This is a genomic window from Candidatus Magnetaquiglobus chichijimensis (assembly GCF_045865675.1).
Taxonomy (GTDB): Bacteria; Pseudomonadota; Magnetococcia; order Magnetococcales; family Magnetaquicoccaceae; genus Magnetaquiglobus; species Magnetaquiglobus chichijimensis.
The window spans coordinates 541,248-563,115 of the sequence record NZ_BAAFGK010000004.1; the positions used below are offsets into that span (position 1 = coordinate 541,248).

The window sequence follows — 21,868 nt, forward strand, 5'->3', positions numbered from 1 at the left end:
ACTCAGAACGCTCATCGCTCCGCAGCGTCTTCTGCGCATGCCCGCACCTCGCGTCCGTTCCAGCTCCAACCGATGCGCCGCGCTTGCACGCCACCCCGATCAACCGGGGTGGCGCGCACGATGCGGGGCGCGTTTTCCGGATAGTCGATCCGGGGGGGTGCGGCGATCGGAAGCCCATCCAGACGCGGGGAGGCGAGGGACCAGACAAAACAGGGCACGCGCCAGGTCGAGGCAATGGCCGGATTTTTCAGATCATAACTCTCCACCGCCACTTTGAGCCGCTTGGTCAGACGGGCGGTGGTGCCCGGAAACCGCAACGCGCCAACCTGAATCTCCTCGCGCCCGCCCTCCCGAAGCGAGCGGATCACCCCCAGCTCCAACCACACATGCTCCCGGCTCGATTCGTCCGCTCGGGCGCGCAGGCGCAGGGTCACTTCACCGGTTCCGGGTTCGAACGGCTTGCGCACGCTGACAAACCGCCCCTCGTAGGCCCCGATCTCCGAGAATCCTCCTGGCGCGGTTTTCAGATCTCGCGGATCCTGGGAGTCCCACCGCGAGAAGATCGCACCCGGTCCATGCAACGTGTCATGCAGTCGCAACTCGGTTTGCAGGCCGAAATAAAACGAGATGCCGTTCAAGGCCGAGTGCAATTGCAGATAGAGACGTCCGCCATCCAGCGGAAACGGCTCCAGGGTCAGAGGAATGGCGATCTCCGTGACCGGCTCCTCCCGTTGCCAGGGATAGGTGATGTACACATAGTGCCAACAGCAGGTGCCGCGCTGGTTCGGTCTTTTTTCGGTGTTGAACTGCTGATGGCGGGTGGCGCGGTTCACCGCGATCCGTTCCGTGGGCGCGGCTGAGGGGCGCGTGTCGTTCGGATTGGACTCCACCTTGAAAGGCGCCGATTGCGCCCCCGACACCGACCGCAACCGCACCTCGGCATGTTCCGTCTGGTTGCGTGTCACGCAGCGGGCATCCAACACCCGCCCCTCCGGATCCACCTGGCTGACCGGTTCCTGAACCGTCTTCCCCTCCGCCTCCACCCGTTCGATCAACAGCTCCACCGGATCCGCGCCGGTCACCCGATACAGTCCTTCGAGCCGGATCCGGCCTGTTCCACAACCCGGATCCTCCACCCGGCGCACCGCCTCCAGGGTGGCCTGGAGCGGGGCAGGGGTGGGCGTTGCATCGGCATGAACCGGCGCGTTTGCCAGCATCAGCCAGGCACAACCCACCCGGGCCCAACCCACCCGACCCACTCGACCCACCCGACCCATGTGAGCGCGATGCTCGATTCCGAACCGATTCATTGTGCCTCCAGGCGCCCGTCGCGCCAAAAACCAGACCCTGGGAGGGGAATCTCCCGGACTCTCTCTTTTTTTTCAACGGAAAAAGCGACATAATTCAGACCGGATGCGGTTTGAGTCGTCAACTCCCCATCCCGTGACCGCATCACCCCACACCCAGGACCGTTCCATGGATCACGTCGCAACCGCCACCCTGTTCGTGTCGATCGCCAGTTATCGCGACAGCGAATGCGCACCCACCCTGGTGGATCTCTTTGCCAAGGCGCGCCATCCCGAGCGGGTCTCGGTCGGGGTGTTGTGGCAGATTCTGCCCGACGTGGATGGCCCGGAGTTCACCGCCGTGCCGGATGCCTGGCGCGACCAGGTGCGCGGACGGATCGTGCCGGTCGCCGAAAGCCGCGGGGCCTGCTGGGCGCGCAGCCTCATCCAGACCGATCTCTTCGGCAATGAGGCCTATTTCCTCCAGATCGACAGCCACACCCGCTTTGATCCGGATTGGGACGTGAAGTTGATCCGCATGCTGCACGCCTGTCCTTCGCCCAAACCGGTCCTCTCCACCCATCCCAACAAATACCTCCCCCCGGACGAGCGACTCGCCAAGGGATTGCCCCATCTGCGCGCCAAGAAGTTCAACCGCGACGGCATCCTGATTCCGCAAGGGGAGTATCTCGCCCTGGACCCCAAGCCCGAACAGCCCCCGCCGGCGGCTTTCATCGGCGCGGGCATGGTGTTCGCCAAGGGAAGCATGGTGAACGAGGTGCCCTATGATCCCTATCTTTACTTCCACGGCGAGGAGATCACGCTTTCGGCCCGGCTCTGGACCCATGGCTATGACTTGTTCACCCCCAACGACGTGATCCTTTACCACGATTATACCGAACGGGAGCGCAACAAGCACTGGGATGATCACCGTGGCGACTGGAACCGGATGCACAAAAACGCCGTGGCGCGCCTGGAACATCTGTTGGAGGTGCGTCCCTCCACCGATCCGGAGGTGTTGCGGGAGATCGAACGGTACGGCATGGGGCAGGTGCGCACCCTGGATGGCTATATGGCCTATGCGGATGTGGATTTGCGCCGGCGGGTGATCGGCACGCGCGGATCGGATGGCCACTTTCCGTCCCATCCGCCCACCTTCGGGATCGGCGTGGAGATCGAAAGGATCTTCACCCGCATCCATGCCGAGAACACCTGGGGGAGCCGGGAGACCCGCAGCGGCGAGGGGTCGGAGTTGCGCGCCACCAGCGAGTTGCGCGCCCGGCTCGAGCAGACCCTGGCGCGTCTGGGGGTGCGGGTGCTGGTGGATGCCGGGTGTGGGGATCTGAACTGGATGGCCGGAGTGTCGAAGGGGTTGGATCTTTATCTGGGCTACGACGTGGTGGAGGAGATGATCCGCCACAACCGGACGTTGCACGGCGACCGCGCCAACCATCTGTTCGGGGTGGCCGAGATCTGCCACACGGTCTTGCCGCGCGCGGACGGGATTCTATGTCGGAATGTGTTGACCCATCTGCCCAACGATTTGGTTCTCAAGGCGTTGCGCAACTTCAAACGCGGCGAGAGCCGCCATCTGTTGGCCACCACCTTTCCCAACGCGGTCAACGAGGAGACCACCCTCGGCCACTGGCACAAGGTGAATCTGACCGCGCCACCGTTCGCGCTCCCGGAACCGATCCTGTTGATTCCGGATGGCAAGGCGCGTCATGAGCGGTTCTTGGGGGTGTGGCGACTGGCGGATTGGTGAACCCGCCAGTCGCCATATGGGAGGGTAATCAGCAGCGACCGTGCATGATGCCGAGCTTTTCGGCAAAATATTCATCCTCGTTCAACGGCGCGGTCGGCGGACGAAACAGCCAGTTGATCTCGTTGGCGGTCAGGCTTTCGTTGCCCCGGAGATGACCACAGAGGGTGCGGCGTTCGCGCTCGAGCATTTTCAGGGTGTTGTACAGCGCGTTGATGCGTTCCTCGTTGGCGTCGAGCAGCTTTTTGGCATGCAATCCCGCGTGTGGCATCTGATCGGCATTCAAACCGGCCATGGAAGGTGCGCGCATGGTCAAATCCCCTTGATTCTCAACGTGCAAATGCGTCATCCCTTTGTCGGTTCGCTCGGATGACAAAGAGCGGATAACCGATTGCATGCAGGAACGGGACCAGAGACGCTATAGAGTTTCGTTAAGCATACCAAGGAGTGGTTCGGACGCGCAAGGGACGGCGTATGACAAGGATTCGATCATTGCGGATCCAGGGTGATTCCCCGTGGAACCGTGGATGCGGGTCAATGGCGGTGAGGGATGGGCTGTCCATCGGATGTGTCCCCCCGTGGAACCGTGGATGCCGGGTTCCACGGGGGCGTCCTCTCTATACGATCTTCACCTCGATGCGCTCGCCGTCGTTGGGATCCACCAGATGGACCGCGCAGGCGATGCAGGGGTCGAAGCTGTGGATGGTGCGCAGGATCTCCAGAGGCTGCTTGGGATTGGCCAGCTTGTGACCGCGCAGGGCCGCCTCGTAGGGACCGCTTACGTTGTCCGGATCACGCGGACCGGCATTCCAGGTGCTCGGCACCACCGCTTGATAGTTGGCGATGACCCCCTTCTGGATCACGATCCAGTGGGCCAGTCCCCCGCGCGGGGCCTCCATGAACCCCACCCCCTTGGCCGTGGCCGGCCAGGTCGAGGGTTCCCACTTGGCGGCGTTGGCGGTGCGGAAATCCCCGGCGCGAATGTTCCCGATGAGCTGGTCGAGCCAGCCATCCAGGGCATCGGCGAGCAGTTTGGTCTCCAGTCCGCGCGCCGCGGTGCGGCCCAGGGTGGAGAAGAGGGACGAAACCGGGATGTTCAGCGTGGAGAGGGTCTTTTGCACCAACGCCTGGGTCGGCTCGTGCCCCTTGGCAAAGAGCATCAATACCCGCGCCAGCGGTCCCACCTCCACCGGCTTGCCGCGCCAGCGCGGCGTCTTGAGCCAGGAGTAGGATTTCTCCACCTCCAGCTGCTCGTAAGGCGGATTGGGACCGGTGTAGTTGAGTTTGGTCTCCCCGGCGAAGGGGTGCAATCCCCGCTCCTTGCCGCCGGCATAGTCATACCAGGAGCGCGCCACGAACTCTTGGATCTCCTCCTCGGCGCGCAGATCCACCGGATGGATCTTTGAGAGATCCCGGTTCAGGATCACGCCGGGCGGGAAGAAGAACGACGCCGGATCCTTCATCGTGGTGCCGGGCAGATCCCCGTAACAAAGGAAGTTCCCCACCCCCTCGCCCACGGTTCCCCAATCCTTGTAGAAGCTGGCGATGGCCATCAGATCCGGCAGATAGACGTGATCCACGAACTCGCGCATGGAACGGATCACGTTGCGAACCGTGGCCAGCGCGTTCATGTCCACCGCGGTGCCGGCCTGGGCGCCGCTCTCCAGCGAGATCGCGCACGGCACCCCGCCCACCAGGAAGTTGGGGTGCGGATTCTTGCCGCCGAACAGGGCGTGGATCTTCACCACCTCCCGTTGCCAGCGCAGGGCGTCCAGATAATGGGAGACCGCCATGAGATTCGCCTCGGGCGGCAGCCGATACCCCGGATGACCCCAGTAGCCGTTCCGGAAGATCCCCAGTTGGCCGCTCTCCACGAACCCCTTGAGCGTCTTGAGCACGTCGGCGAAGTGACCCGGCGAACCCGGCGCCCGCGATCCCACCGCACGGGCCAGATCGGCGGTGGCCGCGGGATCGGCTTTCAGGGCGGATACCACATCCACCCAATCGAGGGCGTGCAGGTGGTAAAAATGCATCACATGATCGTGTACATACTGGGCGCCGATCATCAGATTGCGAATAAGTTGCGCGTTGGGCGGGATCTCCCAGTCCAGCGCATCTTCCACCGCGCGCACCGAGGCGATGGCATGCACCAGGGTGCAGACCCCGCAGATGCGCTGTGTGAAGGCCCAGGCATCGCGCGGGTCGCGCCCTTTTAAAATCAATTCGATGCCGCGCACCATGGTTCCGGAAGAGTAGGCCTCCCGGATGGTGTCGCCGTCCATTTCGGCCTCGATGCGCAGATGGCCCTCGATGCGCGTGATCGGATCCACCACGAGACGTTGCGTCATGGGAGTTGCTCCTGCCGGTCAGAATGGTTCTCGAATGGGTACGATGGGGGGAGTTTCCTCTCACCCCCCTCCCGTGGGATTCCCTCGCGGGACTCCTGCGGTAAAAGGTGTTCGGCCACCAGTTCGGTGAGTCCCACCACCTCGATGTCCATGGCATACTTGTCGAGATCCTCCTCGATCACCATCCGGCAGTTGGCGCAGGCGGTCACCAGGGTATGCACACCCAGGGTTTCGATCTGCTCCTTCTTGCGCTTGAAGGCCAGAATACGCCACGGTTCGGCCCGCTCCAGGGTGCTCACGCCGCCGCCGCCGCCGCAACACCAGTTCATGGTGCCGTGATCGGCCATTTCGCGGAAGTCGCTGGCCACCTGTTTCAGAAGATTCCGGGGCGCTTCGATCACCCCGCCACGGCGCACGATCTGACAGGGATCGTGGTAGGTCAACGGGCGGTCGTCGAGGTTTTTGTCGAGGGGCAGCCGACCTTGGGCGCGCAGTTCGTCGAGCACCTCCAGGATGTGTTGCACCTGGAAGCCGTATTTGCGTCCGATCAGATCCTCTCCCTCCCAGCGCAGCGCCCGGAAACCGTGTCCGCACTCCGGGCAGATCACGGTTTTGATCTTCAGTCGCTCGGCCACCTCCACGGTACGCATCACGATGCGCCGGGCGATGTCCGGCACGCCGATCTGAATGCCGCCGTTGGTGGCCTCGAAGGCCTGGGTGCTGATGGTCCAGGTGACGCCGGCCTGCTTGAAGATGCGCGCCACCGCGCCGATGTACTCCGGGAACTGCACGATCTCCATGGAGGAGAGCAGCACCATGTAATCGACCCCCTCGCGATCGAGCGGGATCTCGACCCCGAGTTCCGCTTCCTGATGGCGGATCTGGGCCATGAGGGTGTCGATCGTGACCCCCATGGCGCTCCCTTTTTCCAGGTTGCGCCGGGTGGCCCCCACCAGATCCGCCGGGGCGTGTCCCGAGGCGGCCATCCCTTCGCGCATGCGTCGGATCATGTAGACCAGATCGTTGCCCACCGGGCAGACCATCGAACAGCGTCCGCACAGGGTGCAGGTGTCGAAGACCAGTTCGCTCCAGGAGGCCAGTTCCGCGTCGGTCACCTCGGGCAGAAGGCCCAGAATGGCCTGAATGCGTCCCAGCAGGGTGAACTCCCGCTCCCAGAGCCGACGCATCGGTTCGAGTTTGTGGATCGGCGCCATGCGCGGATCCTTGCTTTCGGTGTAGAAAAGGCAGGATTCGGCGCACAGCCCGCAGTGGACGCAGGAGGCGAAGAAGCTCGCCGCCGGCGCATTCAGGAAGTTGCGGAAGGCGTTGAGCCCCCGTTCCAAGGTCGCGCTCATGATTGCACCCCCTTGCGTCCGAACCAGACGCCCGTGTACCAACGCGATGGGAAGGCCGTCACCCCGTGCAGCAGGCGGGTGAAGGGCAGCAGTGCCAGCAGCAGATCCGCGGAGAGCACATGCAGGGCCAACGACCAGGTATAAGGCAAGAGCAGTTCATGCCAGGCGAGCCAGCCGGTGAGGAGCGGCAGGAAGGTGAGCGCCCAGCCGAAGTAATCCATGAAGGTGGACAAAAACCGCTTCACCGGGTTGGTGATGCGACTCACCAGCACCAGGATCATGGCGATCAGGGCGGCGACCGTGGCCAGTTCGATCAGGGGATTGCTCAACGCCGGCCAGCGGATCCCCAGCAGGCTCCGGAAGATCTCGATGTGCGGGGCGAAGAAGAACAGCACGATGAAAAAGCCGGCATGGAACACCCAGCCGCCCAGATAGGTCACCGGCGCGCGGGCGAACATGCCCGGCGCAGGCAGAAAGCGCCGGAAGACGGTTTTGAACCCCTCGGTCGGGCCATCCTTTAGGGGGGTGGCCAGGCAGCGGCGCGGGTGGCCGAGGGAGTAGATCTCCACCAGTCGCCAGATGAGCCCCACCAGAAACAGGGCCAATGCCGCGTGGAAACCGGGTCCACGCGCCCAGATCAGCAGGTCGGAGGCGAGGGTGTTCATGAGGATCTCTCCAAATCGTCGAGTTGCAGGACCGGGGTGGCCGCGCGGCTGGCGTTCTGTTGGCGGCGGTTGGACAAAGCCACGCCGGCTCCCAGGATCGCGCCGCCCGCCACGGCGATGGGGATGACCCGACGCGACAGGGGCGCCGGGGCCGACAGGGCGCGGTAGAAGCCGCCCGCGTCCCAGAAGCGCGGCTCCGAGCAGCCCAGGCATCCGTGTCCGGACTGGATGGGAAAACTCACCCCGCCGTTCCATTTCAGGGTGGCGCAGGCGTTGTAGGTGACCGGTCCCTTGCAGCCGAGCTTGAACAGACACCACCCCTTGCGGGCTCCCTCGTCGTCGAACCGCTCCGCAAACAGCCCCCGATCGTAGAACGGGCGGCGGTAGCAGCGGTCGTGCAGGGTTTCGCCGTAGTAGGAGCGGGGACGGTTCAGGTTGTCGAGCACCGGCCATTTGCCAAAGGCGAGAAAGTGCGCCACCACCCCCACCATCACCTCCGGGATCGGCGGACAGCCGGGCAGGTTGATCACCGGTTTGTTGCGCACCACCGCCGAGATGGGGGCCGCGCCCGTGGGGTTGGGATGGGCCATGGGCAGTCCTCCGAAGGCGGCGCAACTGCCCACCGCGATCACCCCCACCGCTCCCTTGACGGTCTCTTCCAGCAGGGTGCGGTTGTCCACGCCGGCGATGGTGGAGAACCCCTTGCCACCCAGCGGCACCGCGCCATCCACCACCACCAGATAGCCGTTGGGATTTTCGCGCATCGCCGCCTCGCGGGCCTCTTCCGCGGCGGTGCCGGAGGCGGCCTGGAGGGTGTGGTGGTAATCCAGGGAGATCGACTCCAGGATCAGTTGTTCCAGGGTGGGGGCATAGGCGCGCGTCAGCGCCTCGGTGCAGCCGGTGCACTCCTGCAACGACAGCCAGATCACCGAGGGACGACGCGCGCTTGCCAGGCCTTTGGCCAGGGCCTTTCCTGCGCCGACGGGCAACGCCAGCGCGGCGGCCAGGGCAGCGCCGTAACGCAACAGGGCGCGTCGGCTCACCCCTCGGTCGAGCAACAGCTCACCGAGTGTTCCGGTCGTTTTCATGGGAGTGCTCCTCGTTTGCAAATGGATCGGCGGACGACTGCCGCCACAGACGGATCAGATGAATCACCGCGACCGCGACTTCGGGGAGTGCCACGGATACGGGGGGGGTGAGGGTGGTGCCCCAGCCGAGGGAGGCTGGTTGAATGGCCACCAGGGCGCGTCGAACCGGCAGGGCGTCGTCGAGTTTGAGGGAGTCCAGCAGATCGGACAGACCCACTTCGTGGGCGCTGCGTCGGCCTCCGGACATCCAGAGATCCATTTCGGCCCCTTCGAAGAGGCGGATCGTGCCGGGATTTTCGCCCAGATTGGCCGCGTCCACGATGATCAGGGCCGGGAGATCGGCCATCACCGAGGCCAATTCAAAGCCCAGGGTGCCGCCATCCAGACAGGTGACCCCTTCCGGGAGTTCGGGATGGTTTTTGAGCAGGGACAACAGATGCACGCCGGCCCCTTCGTCACTCAGGAGCACATTGCCCACCCCCAGAACCAGTACCGGCATGCCCATGCGCGTCTCCTTCGGATCAAGGTAGCATGTGTAAGAATGCTTGAATATTCTTATACATTAAACCGCGTCAGATTTCCGCATATTTTTTTGTAATAAATGGTCACGATGCGCAATGTATGCCATCATTGAGGCGAATTCAAAAAAAGATCCGCCTGTTGTGTTCAGGCGGATCCGGGTTCGTGCGTTGGGTGGTTTCAACCGTGTGAGCGAGAGGATGATCCGGTTTCTGGGTATGCGGTCAGAACCCGGTGCAGATGTGGATGCGCCTGTCGGGTTGATAGGGGGTGGCGGTGCCGGGGGTGGTTTCGTCCTCGTTGTGGTCGCTGCCGCGAATGTCGCCGGTCTCCCCGTGGCCGTCGTCGAACTGGGTGTCGTAGACCATGGCGTACTCCGAGGGGATGTCCTTCATGCAGACCATCTTTTTGGTGATGCCGAGCACCTGGCTCAGACGTCCATCGGCGATGCCGGTGAGCCCTCCTGCCGGATTGAGAGGCTGGGCAATCGGGGTGGTGGTTCCGTTCGGCAGGCACGTCCCCTTCAAGAGCCCTTCGCAATACAGATGGTTCCAGGCCAGCGCGGTCTCGGCGGGCGATGCGGAAGACGAGGGGACGCGGTTGGCCGGCGGGGCCAGAAACAGCCCCTCGATCATGCCGTTGCCATTGCCGGGCGTGGCTCCCACCGCCCAGCGGCTCGCCGCCCCGGCATCGTCGCCCGGCAGCATCCAGTAGGCGTCCGCATAGGTGTTGATCGCCCCCTGGGTGGCCTGGGTATCCAGGGCCAGACGTTTGATCTTGGTGTTTTTCACCATGCTCATTCCCTTGAGCACCCCGCCGATCAGAAGGCCGATGATCATCAGCACGATGGCGATTTCGACCAGGCTGAACCCCTTTTGTGAACTTCCGCGTAATCGCTGCATGCTCATTCCTCTCCGGTTGCGGTTCGTAAACGTTCCATGCCGATGCGCATGGCCCTTTGTTGAGCCGGGGTGTCCCCGCCGCGTTCGAGGCGCGCCGCGAGCCGGTTGCGCGCCTCTTTTGGTTCTCCCAGTTCCTCGAGGATTCTGGCATGCAATCCATCCACCCAAAAGGGGATTTCTTTTGGCTCCAGGTGGGATTCGAGGCTGTTGAGATAATACCGTGCCAGCCGGTTGTCGTTCAAGCGGTGTCTGGCCACGCTGGCCGCGCGGGCCAGCCATGGCCAGCGTTGCGCCGGATTCTCCAGAAACGCCTGGTGGATGAAATCGAGCATGCGCCGCTGACGGGCCGGATCGGGCACGAAGCCGTGAATCTTCAGCGCCAGATCCAACGGCAATCCCGCGTGCGGGTCCAGGGCCAGCAGTCGCTCGAGCCAGGCGATCAGCCGTTCCGGATCGATGGTGCGCAGGGGGAGTTGGAGACCGGGTTGTTGATCGAAGGTTTGCAGTCGGATTCCCCATGACAGGGATGCGACGATGGGATCGTTGAGGGTGGTCAAGCGCAGCACGGCCACGGAAGGGGGTGGCTCCAGGGAGGTGGCGACCGGCTCGGCTCGGGGTGTCTGGAGTCGCCACACCGTTTGCAGAAGGGCGATCACGATCAACGGGGTGATCAGACGCCAGGGGAGCGGGCGGACCATGGCGGTCAAAACGGCTTGCGGGCCAGATCGATCAGCCCGATGGCGCTCCACAACAGCACCTGGAGCGCGGTTTCGACCAGCATGGGGCCGAAACTCTCCCAGGTTACGTGACCGTAAGCCAGCCAATGGGAGACGGTGAACCGTTCCAGATCGGGCAGCAGCCAGGCGAGTCCGGTCAGCGTTCCATCCAGGATGTGACCGCTCCACCCCGGCAGTTCATGGCCCGGCTCATCGGCCATGAGCCGGATGGCGGGCAGCAGGCGGGCCAGGAGATAAAAACCGGCGGTGCCGGTCATGGCCAGGGTGGGTTGGCGGATGGCCAGGGCCAGGAGCAGGGCGAGGGTGGCGAGGATCAGCAGTTCGCAGGCCAGGGTGAGGCTCCAGGCCAGGGTCACCGGTCCGGGGAGCAGCGGGAGCATGAGCAGACCGCACAGGGCGGCCACGCCGAGCGCGAGCAGATGAAAGCCGAGCAGCCGTCCCCAGAACAGCGTCGCGCGCGGGAGCGGCAGCGCCAGCAGACATTCCAGAAGCCGTTGTTGTCGTTCGCGGCTGATGGTGAGGATCACCAGCAGGGCCATTTCGAACAGGCTGGCCAGACGGAGCCAGAAGCCGGCCAGGATGGCGCTGGTGTGGCCTGTTTCGGTGAGGGCGATCGGTTCGGCGAGCAGGGCGAGCAGCCAGCCGGTCACCAGAAGTCCCATCAGTCCGAGGTGCCAGCGCTCCCGCCAGGCCATGCGACAGGTGGCCATGGCCAGGATGGCCAGCGTGGCGCGGGGCGTGGGGGGACTCATGGCGCGCGTGGTTCCCGGCAGAGGATCGGGTGCCCGGCCTCGAGCAGCCTGGCCTTGAGCAGCAGCGGCGAGGGGTAGACCATCTGACCGATGCCCCCCTTGCGCATCACCAGCGTAACCGGCTGGGTGGCGGGTTGATGGGGCGGCCACCCCTCCTTGCCCGCCGCGACCACCACCACCGGCAGGTCATCGGCCAGGATCGGGCCGGCGTCGTGGTCCAGGCGCACGGTGAGATCGCCTGGAGTCTGGCAGGTGATCGGCGCGTGCCAGGCGGGAGACAGGTGATAGCGGAACGGCTGGCCCCACGGATCGCGCGGCGGTACGCCGAGGGCGCGCCAGGGCAGCAGCCCGTGCCGGTGGCGGCAGTGACCGGGGGACTCCTCCAGGCCCAGTCCCTCCTCCCGGACCCCGACGTTTTCCGGTGCGGCGGCTGGCGCGTCCGGGCAGGGCAGGCGACCATGGCGGATGACGTGGCCGATCAAGGCATCGTGGATCTTTTCCAGGGCCAGTTGGGCTTTTTGTTTCTGTTGGGCGTCCCGGAGCGGGGTGAGGGCGGTGAGTCCGCCGCCGATCAGAAGAGATACGATCGCCAGCACCACGGCCAGTTCCACGAGGGAGAATCCCGACTGGCGGGATGGGGGCGCCGAGTGGCCGGCGTATCCCTCGAACCATTCACGGTCTGGCGCGCAGGGCATCGCAAGGGATCTCCAGAGGGGGGGCATGGGGTCGGGTGGCGGCATGCAGTCGGGCGGCCACCGGGTGACGCGCGCAATCCGTTCCGGGTCCGGCCTGGTTGTCGGGCCTGAAGGCGGCGACCAGGGTGTAGCCGATCGGGTTTTGCTGGCCATCGAACAGGGGGGGCAGTCGCAAGGTTCGCCAGGGCAGCAGACCGGTGGCATCCTGGCCGGGGTTCGGGCACGCGGCGGGGGCGTCCCCCGTCTGGCGGTAGTCGCCCGCACGCTCGGGTAACGGACACGGCAGCGTGCCGGGGCGCCCAGGCTCCGAAGCGGCGACGATCCCCCAGGCGATCAGGGTCTGGCTGGCCCTGGCCAGCGATCGGGCGGTGCGTCGTTCCGCGCGGATCTGGTCGGACTCCAGCAGCAGCGCGTCGATGATCCACCCCAGACCTACCACCAGAAAAAACGCCAGCCAGATCAGCAGTACCGCCCCGCGCTCTCCGTGTCGGGAGCCGGTGTGGGTCGGACGGGGTGGCAAGGGGTGGATGCGGTCCTTTTCCATCAGGAACCCATCCGGGCGATGAGATCGTAGAGCGGCCCGAGCACCGACAGGATCACCCATCCCATCATCCCGCCCAGAATCAAGGTCAGAAGCGGTTCGGTCAGCTGTTCCAGCCGACCGATCCCCTCCTGGATCTCCCGGTCGAGAAAGTAGCCGATGTGCCGGAATCCCTTGGCCGGCGCGCCGCTCGCCTCGCCGGCGCGGATCATGTTCTCCAGGATGGGCGGAAAGAGCCGGGCGTTGGCAAAGGCGTCGGCGATCCGCTCGCCGTTCAGAAGATGATTCCGGGTGGCCTCCAGCGCATCGCGCAGCGGTTGCCGGTCGGTCAGTCCACCACACAGGGTCAACGCCTCGGGCAGGGGGATGCCGGCTTCCAGCAACAGGGCCAGGGCGTGGGCCAGCCGGGCCTGGATGGTTTTCTTGATCAGGGGGCCGATCACATGGAGCGAGAACAGCGCCGCATCCACCCTTCCGCGCAGGGTCGGACTCGTCACGCGCGCCATGCGCAGACCGATCAGAAGCAACACCGGCAGCACCGGCAACAGCGGCCACCAGTCGCCGACAAAGCCGGCCATGGCGATCAGGGCGCGGGTGTGCCAGGGTGGGGTTTCGTTCAGGGAGGCGATCAGTTCCAGCAGTTTGGGGACCAGAAAGAGCATCAGGAACAGGATCAACCCGCCGATGGCCGTGCCCACGATGGCCGGATGGATCAGCATGCGTCGCAACCGGGTGTGGCGTTCGTCCTCCCATTTGAGGGTTTCGGCCAGGGATTGCAGCAGGGTGGGCAGTTGACCGGTGCGCTCTCCCATGTGGACCAGGCGCACGAACAACGGATCGAAGGCGCGGGGATGGTGTTCGAGCGCCTCGGAAAGGGTCGCCCCGCCGTGCAGATCCTCGATCAGGGCCGCCGTGATGACCCGCATGCGCCGGTCGGCCACATGGTCGCGAAAATCGCCCAGGCCGGTCAAAAGCGGCACCCCGGCGCGCAACACCTGCTCAAGGTGCAGACAGAACAGCAACAGCCCGCGCCGCGACACCTCGCGTCGCCAGAAGAGCCGATTCATTCCGCCACCCTCGTTCAGACTCTGGTGACGGATCAGCATCAGCCCGATCCGGGCCAGACGCGCCTCCAGATCGTCCGGACTGGTGGCGGTCAACTCCCCGGCGTGGATGGCGCCACCCTCGTCCGTGGCCCGGTAGCGATAGCGGATCATGGCGCATCCGATCCAGAGGATGGGGCGCGCTCTTCCCATCCCTGCATGCCCAGCACGCGCGTCAACTCCTCGAGGCTGGTTTCGCCATCGATCACCCGCCGCGCGCCATCCGCGTGCAGCGGCACGAACCCCCGCTCCCGCGCCGCGACCCGGAACTCCCCCGGATGGGCGCGCCGCGCGATCAGATCGTTTATCGTCTCGTCCACGATCAGGGCCTCCATCACGCACATCCGTCCCTTGTAGCCGCTCTGTCCGCAGGCCGGACAGCCGATGGCCCGGAAGACCATGGGAGGGGTCGCCTCGTCCACCCCCAGCAGCCGGCACGCTGCGGCATCGAGGGGATGGGGACTCTTGCAGCGCGGACAGAGCCGGCGCAGCAGCCGTTGCGCCAGCACGCCGATGATGTTGCCGGTCAAGGCATGGGGCTCCACCCCCATGTCGAGCAGGCGCGGCATGGCCCCCAGGGCCGAGTTGGTGTGCAGGGTGCTGTAGACCTGATGACCGGTCATGGCGGCGCGCAGGGCCATGCGCGCGGTATCGGGATCGCGGATTTCGCCCACCAGGATGATGTCCGGATCCTGACGCAGGATGGAACGCACCCCGGTGGCGAAATCGAGCTGGATCCCCTCGTTGACCTGGGTTTGCAGGATCGACGGCATGGGATACTCCACCGGATCCTCCTGGGTCATGATGTTGCGCGCCGAGGCGTCCAGGGTGGCGATCATCGAATAGAGGGTGGTGGTCTTGCCACTGCCGGTGGGACCGGTGACCAGGATGATCCCTTCGGGCTGGGCCATCATCCGGTCGATGGCCGCGCGGTTGTGGGCCGAAAGCCCCAGGGCATCGAGGCTGAGTTGGCCCCGGCTACGGTCCAGGACGCGCAGCACGAGGTTTTCGCCGAACAGGGTCGGTTGGGTGGAGACGCGGAAATCGATGGCGCGACCGGCGATGGTGCGCGAGAAGTGACCATCCTGCGGCAGGCGGGTTTCGGCGATGTCCATGCCGCTCATCACCTTCAGGCGCACCGTGATGCCGGCCTGGAACTTGCGCGGGAGGGAACGCACCTCGCGCAGCACGCCGTCGATGCGGTAGCGGATCCGCATGAAGCCGTCCATGGGGCTGAAATGGAGATCCGAGGCGTCGTGACGGATGGCATCGAGCAGCAGGGCATCGACCAGGCGGATCAGAGGATGGGCGAACTCCCCGGCGTGGGGTTCCAGACTTTCGGCGTCCACCTCGCCGCTTTCGATCTCATGCAGGATCCCATCCACCGAAAGTTCCACCCCGTAGAGGGTATCGATGGCCGCGTGGATGGCGGATTCCGTGGCGAGTTTGCAGGTCAGTGTGGCGCCAGGCGGGAGTTGCGCGCGGATTTTGTCGTAGGTGGTCATCTCCAGGGTGTTGGCCATGGCGACCACCAGATGGTGTTCCGCCGGACTCCAGGAGATCGGCGCCACCCGATGCCGTTTGGCCAGGGCAGCGGGGAGAATTTGCGCGGCGGCGGGGTCGAGCAGATCCGGATCCAGGTCGATGCTCTCCTGGCGCCACAGATCGCCGAGCAGATCGCGCAGGGTGCGTTCCGGAACGAATCCGAGCGCCACCACGATCTTGCCGAGGGGTTGGGGTTGGCGTTGTTGTTCGTCGAGGGCGATGGCCAGCTGGTCGGCGCTGATCACCCCGCGGGTGACAAGCAGATCCCCCAGTCTGGGCGCGCCCTGGACCACCGGGAGCGGTTCCGGATCATGCGCGCGCGGACGAAACCTGGCCGTCAGGCGCGCGCGCCAGGAGAGGGGTTCGGGCAGGGAATAACCGCTCGGGGGGCGCCGTCGCCCGAGCAGCAGGAACATGAACAGCAGGTTGGTGTCGTCTTGGGTGCCGGTGGGGGTGAATCCCAGGTCGCGGGCGGTGACGCCCAGGGGGATGGTTTGACAGGTGGCGCACGGATGGGTACGTTGGGCCATCGCGGCCTGGAGCGCGGGCAGCCCGCCATCCGGGGCGAGGATGAGTACCTGGCCCGATTGTGCGTTGGGCATGCGACGCAGGCTGGCCAGATAGAGCCGCGTCCGGTCGATCTCGGCGAGCGCCAGGTCGAGGGTTTCGCCGCCGGCCTCGGAGCGACCGGCGATCAGACGGCTGGAGAGCGGTTCTCCCTGATGGAAGAGGGTCTGCCGGTGTCCATCGGGGTGGAAGGTGATCAGGGCGCTCCAGGCGTCGGACTCCGGGGCCAGAGCGGTCCGCAGCAGGGGGGTGAGCAGCGGCACGGACCAGATCCCGGCCACCGGGCGGTCCCGATCGCGCAGCAGATCCAGCCAGGGTTGCACCCGTCCGGGTTCGGTGATGCCGCGCAGCAACAGCCGTTCGTTGCCATCGTTGTGTTTGCCCTGGGATTCGGCGGCGCGAAACGGCGTGGCGCGAAAGCGCCGCTCCAGGCGGCGGGCGATCAGTTCGCGGCGGTTGCGCCCCCACAAGGCGGGGATCGACTCCGGATGCGCCTCCTCTCCCTGGATGTCGAGGAGCAGATGGACCGGCAGACGCGGCGCCAACGCATCGAGTCGCGCGGCGCAACTGGCCACCCCTTCCGCGCTGTTGGCAAACGGGGTGACCTGGGGGCGACGCGTCGCATCGACATGCACCACGAGCACCGTCCGATCCTGGATGATCAGCGTCAGATGATTCTTGACCGGTCGCCTTTCAAGGCGTGACCGAAGGGAGAGGCTGGAAATCATGCCTGCGGATGGACTCCTGGTGCGTGCGCGCCGATCCATTGACAAATGCCGGGTTGCATGGGAATGATGGATTTTTTTGACCCTGGAGGTGCGTGGTGATCACTCCTGAACGGCTGTTGAAATGTCTGGTCGATGAGACCCGCCTGCGCTGCGTGCATTTGTTGTTGCGCGAGAACGAACTGTGTGTCTGTGAATTCGGCCATGCCCTCTCCGAGGTGCAGCCGAAGATCTCCCGACATCTGGCCACCTTGCGCGAACACCATCTGGTGCTCGACCGGCGCGCCGGCCAGTGGGTTTATTATCGGTTGCATCCGGAACTTCCCGCCTGGGCGCTGGCGCTGTTGCGCGCCCTGGACGAAGGGTTGCGAGGGTCGGAACGCCATGAGGCCGATCACGCCCGTCTGTGCGAAATGCCGGATCGTCCGAACCGCTGCTCTGCGCCATTCACCATCTGAGTACCCGGAACCTCGTTCTTTTCGTCTTGTCAACCGACGTCAACGCCTCATCTTGGCGTCAACGCCCCATCTTGGCGTCAGTCGGCACCCACGTTCATCCGGGTGGCCACATGGCCGCCCGCCGCCCGGTTTTTCAAGAACATCCGAAACATCGGCGCGAACTTTTCGGGAACCGACTCCCGCACCACCGCCTTTTCGCGCAACCGATCCGACCAGGCGCGCACCCGTTCCAGTCCTGTTTCGGGCCAGAGCGTCACCTGTCCCTCGAGGTGGGCGATGCGGGTGAAAAGCGGGGCCATGGCCACGTCCACCAGGGAGAGATCCGCGCCGTCGAATCCTCGGGCGCCCCGTTGCAAAGGCCCCTGCTCGAAGGCGTTCAGGGTGTCGATCAGTCCCTTGCGGGCGATCTCGAAGGCGGCGGCGTCCTGGGCCAGGCAGCATTGGGTGAAGAGCGACTGACATTGGCCGGAGTGGTTGATCCAGGCGCGACACACCCCCTTGTCAACCGGATCGGCGGGCAGCATGCCCCCCTGGGCCAGGTCGTTGAAGAGTTCGTTGATCACGGACGAATCGAAGATCGCCACGCCGTCGGCGCGCAATGCCGGCACGGTGGATTGGGGCGACACCTCGGACAACCAGGCCGGACGGCTGGCCAGATTGATCGGCGTGGCCCGATGGGCGATGTTCAGGTGGCGGGCGGTGATCACCACCCGTTGGCAGTAGGGACAGAGATCATTGACGAACAGTTCGATATCCATGGCGATCCTGATATGTGGCGCAAGGGGCGTGTTGGGTGATTCCATGGACGGAATCACCAAGCCTTTAAAGAGTAACCAAGGATCAGGCGTCAGGGAAGGAAGTTTGCAGCGTGAAGATGCGGCGTTGGATCCGGTTGGGGTCGAATCCGGCCCAGCCACGGTGGGCGCGGGCGCGCAACGCCTCGCGATAGTGGGTCAGGGCATCCTGACGGGCGCCGGTGTGTTCGAGGGCGACCGCCAGGTTGTGGTGCAGATCGGGGTTGTCGGCGTCGAAGCGCAACGCGGCGCGAAAGGCATCGCGGGCCGCGGGCCAGTGGTCGCGGGCGGCCAGGCGGGTGCCGAGCACGAACTGAAGCGGTTGAATGTCCGGCGATTCGGCGGGCAGGGCGCGCAGGCGGCTCTCCAGGGTTTCGGGATCGCTGGAGCGGTCCAGGGCATTAAGCCCGGCCATGGCGATCGGCGAGTCGGGTTGCAGACGGGCCAGTTCCCGATAGAGTTGACGCGCCCGATCCTCGCGCTGCTCGCGCATGGCCAGCGCCGCCAGTCCGGCCAGGGCCGACGGGTTGCCCGGTTCCTGACGCAACACACTCTCGTAAAGTCGCCTGGCTTTGGCGTTCTCTCCCTTGTTGAGGGCCACGCGGGCCTGGTTCAAGGGGGTGGGCTGGTTGGAAAGGAACAGATAACGGGCCGGACGCGCCGGGGAGCGGGTCCATTCATGACTCGGGGTCTGCTCCTCGATGCGCTCTCTGGCGTGGAGCGAGGCCGCGGTGAACGGTCCACGCTCTCCGATCTCCGGCATCCGGGAGAGCACGGGCAGGGATTTGGGAATGCGCGCGCTGGCCGTGGCCGGGATCTCCGCTGGATGCGACGTGGCCGCGGTCTGGGTCGGGACGACGGGCGGACGGGTGGCCGCGGTGGTCTGGGTCGGGACGACGGGCGGACGGGTGGCCGCGGTGGTCTGGGTCGGGACGACGGGCGGACGGGTGGCCGCGGTGGTCTGGGTCGGGACGACGGGCGGACGGGTGGCCGCGGTGGTCTGGGTCGGGACGACGGGCGGACGGGTGGCCGCGGTGGTCTGGGTCGGGACGACGGGCGGCGTCATCGAATCGCCACGCCGATCGGCAAAGAACCGTTCCGGATCCGGAAAACGGGCCGTGGTCGTGGTGGGCGCCGATACCGGTCGGTGCGACTGGGGCGCGGCGGTGGTGCCCGGCGTGGTGAAACAGGCCGTGGTCAGGGCGGCGCGCGCTTCCGGATGGCCCTGGCCCGAGGTCTTGGCGTGGAGTCCGGTTTGCGGCTCGTCGGTGATGGTCGAGGCCATCAGCAGCGAAGCGAGCAGAATCCCGTGCAGTACATAACCCCGTCCGCCCGTGGCGTGAGAGAGACGGATCGGCTCGTGGGTGGGGGTGTTGGCGAATGTCTCCGGCCATGCGTGCGGCGGGATCGGGGCGACCCGGAGGTTGCTTTGCAGCCAGCCGACCGGCATGAGATAGAGATCGCTGGACAAGAACCGTTCCGGGAATTCCGCTTCCTCGACGGACGCCCCTGGCACCCCCGCGCACGCCTCGCCGCTCAACGCCAGAGACGCGATCGGCGGGGGCGCGGGCAGACTGGCATGATCCAGGGTGTCGAGGAGCAGACTCATCGCCGGGCCTGCTCGCTGCGGGATTTGGGGAGGATCGTCAGGGTGTGTCCATCGCGAATCTGGGGACGGATGCCGGTTTGCGCCGCGATCTGATCGAGGATTTCGGACAGGGGCCGGTTGGTGAGATTGAGATTCACCGTGCCCTGCACGCCGGGGGCCATGTCGATGTTCAGGCCGGCCTTGCGAGCCAGGGAGGGCAGCAACTCATCCACCGGGATGTTGCTGGCCACCAGCGAGAAGGTGGCGCGCGTCATGGCCGTGGTCTCCGGGGGCGCGAAGGGGGTGTTGATCACCAGGGGCGGGATCGAACCATCCTCCGCGCTTGCCGGGGCGACCGCGAGGCAGCCGAGCGCGGCGCCAAGGAGCGCGACAGCCGTGTGGCGCGGTGTCAGGCGGCGGGGGCGCACGGACGACCCTCCTGACCCGTCGCGCACCCTTCCGGTCGGGTGCGATCGCGCACGAAGGTTTTCACCCGCTCGATGGGAACCACCATCGGTCCGCCCGTGAGCAGTTCGTGGGGCAGGCGCAGCAGGGCCTCCTGAGCCTCGTGTTCGCTGTCGAAATCGCCCAGATAGACGAGCAGTTTCTGGTTGCGCAGCCGGAAGATCTTCAGTTCGCTCATGTTCAGGTCGGACCGGGCCGCGGCCAGGCTCTTTTCCACCTTGCCGATCCCCTCGATGTTGCGCAACTGGACGAGCTGAATGGTGTGTCGGGTGTTGTGGCTCGTCTCGAGCCAGCGGTATGCGGCGCGCACCCGATCGCGCATCGGATCGGTGGGCTGCATGCCCGGCAACGACGCCACTTCCCGAACCTCTGCCTTGCGCGTGGGGGTGGCGACGCGGGCGAAGGTCGGTTTCACGGGTTGGACCATGCTGGCCGGCATGGGCGGCGTGGGCAGGCGCAGGGTTCTGGCCAGAGTGAGCGGCGTGGGGCCCATCTCGATCGGTTCATAGCTCACGGTCAAGGCGTTGGCCATGACCTGGGCTGGCGGAGCGATCTTCGCGAGGGTGTTGCCGGTCTCGCCCGGCACGGAAGGCGGGCTCGTCGCGCCTGACGGCGCGTCCAGGTTCGGCGTGGCTTTGGCGTGATGGCTCTCCGGCGTGGATGGGGGCGTCGCGGTTGGCCGTTTCGTTTCGGTTTCGGCGTTCACCGGTTCTCTCGAGCGCGGCGGGTTCGACGCGATGCCGGCAACGTGTGGAGCCTGGACACTCGGGGGCGGGGTGGCCGCCACCGGCGTGATTTTCCCCTTCGACGCCCGAAAGTCGTTGACATCCGTTGGAATGGCGGCCTTGGAGTCGGTTGCGGCCTGGTTGGTTTGGCCAGCGACTGGCAGGCTCACCGGGCTGATGTCGGCCTGGTTGGCATCGGATTGCAGGGTGGAGAGAATCCGTTCGTAGGGGGAAAGGTTGATCCCCCAGGAGGATTGCAGGGCCAGACCACCGGCCAACAGGGCGATCATGGCGCCGGCAGCCAGAGCCGGACGACGCCAGGCCGGGCTGTTCGGGTGGCCGGAGAGACTCGAAATCCCTTGGGCGACATGGCGGCTTTGGATCTGATGGGCGCCGCCACGGCTGGCATGCACGATCGATTTTTCCGCCAGCAGGTTGATCTGACGGAAACTGCCCCGCGCCGACCGATGGATGGCGCGCACCGCGCCGGTGGAAAAAAGCTGGGGTCCGCGATAGCCCGAGGCGTGCAGCCGACCGCGCAGATACTGTTCGGTCTGTTCGACGGAGAGCTTGGGCAGTGTCAGCTGGGTGGTGATCCGTTCAAGAATTTGACGGGAGTCCCGCGCCTGGAGTTTCCGATCCAGCTCCGGTTGCCCGAACAGGACGATGGAGACCAGCTTGACCCGTTCGGTTTCCAGGTTGCTGATCAGGCGCAGGGCCTCGAGGGTGGCCGGAGGCATGCTCTGGGCCTCTTCGACCACGATGACGGCCCGTTTACCCTGACGCTCCAGGGAGACGAAAAATTCCAACAACGCTTGATGACGCGCCGCCGCACCCTCCTCGCGCATGGGCGACAGACGGAACTCTCCCATCAGGGCGCTGGTCAACTCTTCGGGCGGAATGCCGGGATTGAGCAGCAGGGCCAGGTGGGCGTTCTTGGGGAGCTTGCGGCAGAAGAGCCGACAAAGCATGGTTTTGCCACTGCCTACCTCGCCCACCACCTTCACGAACCCTTCGCCGGCCTCGACGGCCTTGAGCAGTTTTTCGAGGATCTCCCCCCGTTCACCGCCGGAAAAAAACAGCTCCGTGTCCGGGGTGATGGCGAATGGTGGCGCGTGGAATCCGAAGTGATCCAGATACATGATGTTTCCCCAATCGACGTGAGACGCGCTCCGCAATCGTCATTTCTGGCAAAAATGACGGGATGATGGATTCGTGGTTAAGAGAAGCAAGAAACAGGCCACGAAA

General features: G+C 65.4%; 20 protein-coding genes. 2 read left to right on the forward strand and 18 right to left on the reverse strand.

Annotation, left to right across the window (positions count from 1 at the left end; genetic code table 11):
- Nucleotides 1–11: 11 nt before the first annotated feature.
- Nucleotides 12–1,310: a hypothetical protein gene (locus ACOY6C_RS06750; protein WP_420904719.1), complete on the reverse strand. Its 1,299-nt coding sequence runs from the start codon at nucleotides 1,308–1,310 to the stop codon at nucleotides 12–14.
- A gap of 166 nt (nucleotides 1,311–1,476) precedes the next feature.
- Here ACOY6C_RS06750 and ACOY6C_RS06755 point away from each other — a divergent pair, with 166 nt between their 5' ends.
- Nucleotides 1,477–3,051, forward strand: a complete 1,575-nt coding sequence (locus ACOY6C_RS06755) for a GlcNAc-transferase family protein (RefSeq protein WP_420904720.1) — start codon at nucleotides 1,477–1,479, stop codon at nucleotides 3,049–3,051.
- A gap of 28 nt (nucleotides 3,052–3,079) precedes the next feature.
- Here the strand turns inward: ACOY6C_RS06755 and ACOY6C_RS06760 are convergent, their stop codons facing one another.
- The 13 genes from ACOY6C_RS06760 to ACOY6C_RS06820 form a co-directional block, all read right to left on the reverse strand.
- The gene (locus tag ACOY6C_RS06760; protein ID WP_420904721.1) at nucleotides 3,080–3,358 is read right to left on the reverse strand and encodes a hypothetical protein; all 279 of its coding nucleotides are present in this window, start codon (nucleotides 3,356–3,358) and stop codon (nucleotides 3,080–3,082) included.
- A gap of 307 nt (nucleotides 3,359–3,665) precedes the next feature.
- Entirely contained in the window at nucleotides 3,666–5,396 is a 1,731-nt protein-coding gene (locus tag ACOY6C_RS06765) for a nickel-dependent hydrogenase large subunit (protein WP_420904722.1), read from the reverse strand.
- On the reverse strand, nucleotides 5,393–6,751 hold the full coding sequence (locus ACOY6C_RS06770; protein ID WP_420904723.1) for a (Fe-S)-binding protein: 1,359 nt from the start codon (nucleotides 6,749–6,751) through the stop codon (nucleotides 5,393–5,395). The genes ACOY6C_RS06765 and ACOY6C_RS06770 overlap by 4 nt, the downstream gene beginning before the upstream one ends.
- Nucleotides 6,748–7,416: a hypothetical protein gene (locus ACOY6C_RS06775; protein ID WP_420904724.1), complete on the reverse strand. Its 669-nt coding sequence runs from the start codon at nucleotides 7,414–7,416 to the stop codon at nucleotides 6,748–6,750. Before ACOY6C_RS06775 ends, ACOY6C_RS06770 begins: the two co-directional genes overlap by 4 nt.
- Nucleotides 7,413–8,504, reverse strand: a complete 1,092-nt coding sequence (locus ACOY6C_RS06780; RefSeq protein WP_420904725.1) for a hydrogenase small subunit — start codon at nucleotides 8,502–8,504, stop codon at nucleotides 7,413–7,415. Before ACOY6C_RS06780 ends, ACOY6C_RS06775 begins: the two co-directional genes overlap by 4 nt.
- Nucleotides 8,479–9,009, reverse strand: coding sequence for a hydrogenase maturation protease (locus tag ACOY6C_RS06785; RefSeq protein WP_420904726.1), 531 nt, complete (start codon nucleotides 9,007–9,009; stop codon nucleotides 8,479–8,481). Before ACOY6C_RS06785 ends, ACOY6C_RS06780 begins: the two co-directional genes overlap by 26 nt.
- Nucleotides 9,010–9,247: 238 nt before the next feature.
- Nucleotides 9,248–9,925 carry a type II secretion system protein gene (locus ACOY6C_RS06790; protein ID WP_420904727.1) on the reverse strand — a complete coding sequence of 226 codons (678 nt, stop codon included), beginning with the start codon at nucleotides 9,923–9,925 and terminating at the stop codon, nucleotides 9,248–9,250.
- Between the two features lie 2 nt (nucleotides 9,926–9,927).
- Nucleotides 9,928–10,623 (reverse strand): hypothetical protein, encoded by a 696-nt coding sequence (locus ACOY6C_RS06795; RefSeq protein WP_420904728.1) that lies wholly within the window; start codon nucleotides 10,621–10,623, stop codon nucleotides 9,928–9,930.
- A gap of 5 nt (nucleotides 10,624–10,628) precedes the next feature.
- On the reverse strand, nucleotides 10,629–11,414 hold the full coding sequence (locus tag ACOY6C_RS06800; protein WP_420904729.1) for a hypothetical protein: 786 nt from the start codon (nucleotides 11,412–11,414) through the stop codon (nucleotides 10,629–10,631).
- A complete protein-coding gene (locus ACOY6C_RS06805; protein ID WP_420904730.1) occupies nucleotides 11,411–12,109 on the reverse strand; it encodes a prepilin-type N-terminal cleavage/methylation domain-containing protein in 699 nt (232 codons plus the stop codon). Before ACOY6C_RS06805 ends, ACOY6C_RS06800 begins: the two co-directional genes overlap by 4 nt.
- Complete coding sequence (locus ACOY6C_RS06810; RefSeq protein WP_420904731.1) at nucleotides 12,087–12,653, reverse strand: hypothetical protein; 567 nt, start codon at nucleotides 12,651–12,653, stop codon at nucleotides 12,087–12,089. Before ACOY6C_RS06810 ends, ACOY6C_RS06805 begins: the two co-directional genes overlap by 23 nt.
- The gene (locus ACOY6C_RS06815) at nucleotides 12,653–13,867 is read right to left on the reverse strand and encodes a type II secretion system F family protein (protein ID WP_420904732.1); all 1,215 of its coding nucleotides are present in this window, start codon (nucleotides 13,865–13,867) and stop codon (nucleotides 12,653–12,655) included. Before ACOY6C_RS06815 ends, ACOY6C_RS06810 begins: the two co-directional genes overlap by 1 nt.
- Nucleotides 13,864–16,593, reverse strand: coding sequence for a GspE/PulE family protein (locus ACOY6C_RS06820; protein ID WP_420904733.1), 2,730 nt, complete (start codon nucleotides 16,591–16,593; stop codon nucleotides 13,864–13,866). The genes ACOY6C_RS06815 and ACOY6C_RS06820 overlap by 4 nt, the downstream gene beginning before the upstream one ends.
- 95 nt (nucleotides 16,594–16,688) lie before the next feature.
- On the opposite strand from ACOY6C_RS06820, the gene ACOY6C_RS06825 reads away from it, so the two are divergent.
- Nucleotides 16,689–17,048 (forward strand): metalloregulator ArsR/SmtB family transcription factor, encoded by a 360-nt coding sequence (locus ACOY6C_RS06825; RefSeq protein WP_420906094.1) that lies wholly within the window; start codon nucleotides 16,689–16,691, stop codon nucleotides 17,046–17,048.
- 77 nt (nucleotides 17,049–17,125) lie between these two features.
- Here the strand turns inward: ACOY6C_RS06825 and ACOY6C_RS06830 are convergent, their stop codons facing one another.
- The 4 genes from ACOY6C_RS06830 to ACOY6C_RS06845 form a co-directional block, all read right to left on the reverse strand.
- Nucleotides 17,126–17,806 carry a glutathione S-transferase family protein gene (locus ACOY6C_RS06830; RefSeq protein WP_420904734.1) on the reverse strand — a complete coding sequence of 227 codons (681 nt, stop codon included), beginning with the start codon at nucleotides 17,804–17,806 and terminating at the stop codon, nucleotides 17,126–17,128.
- Between the two features lie 82 nt (nucleotides 17,807–17,888).
- A complete protein-coding gene (locus ACOY6C_RS06835; protein ID WP_420904735.1) occupies nucleotides 17,889–19,451 on the reverse strand; it encodes a tetratricopeptide repeat protein in 1,563 nt (520 codons plus the stop codon).
- Nucleotides 19,448–19,858 (reverse strand): DotD/TraH family lipoprotein, encoded by a 411-nt coding sequence (locus tag ACOY6C_RS06840; RefSeq protein ID WP_420904736.1) that lies wholly within the window; start codon nucleotides 19,856–19,858, stop codon nucleotides 19,448–19,450. The genes ACOY6C_RS06835 and ACOY6C_RS06840 overlap by 4 nt, the downstream gene beginning before the upstream one ends.
- Entirely contained in the window at nucleotides 19,840–21,762 is a 1,923-nt protein-coding gene (locus ACOY6C_RS06845; RefSeq protein WP_420904737.1) for an ExeA family protein, read from the reverse strand. The genes ACOY6C_RS06840 and ACOY6C_RS06845 overlap by 19 nt, the downstream gene beginning before the upstream one ends.
- Nucleotides 21,763–21,868 lie beyond the last annotated feature (106 nt).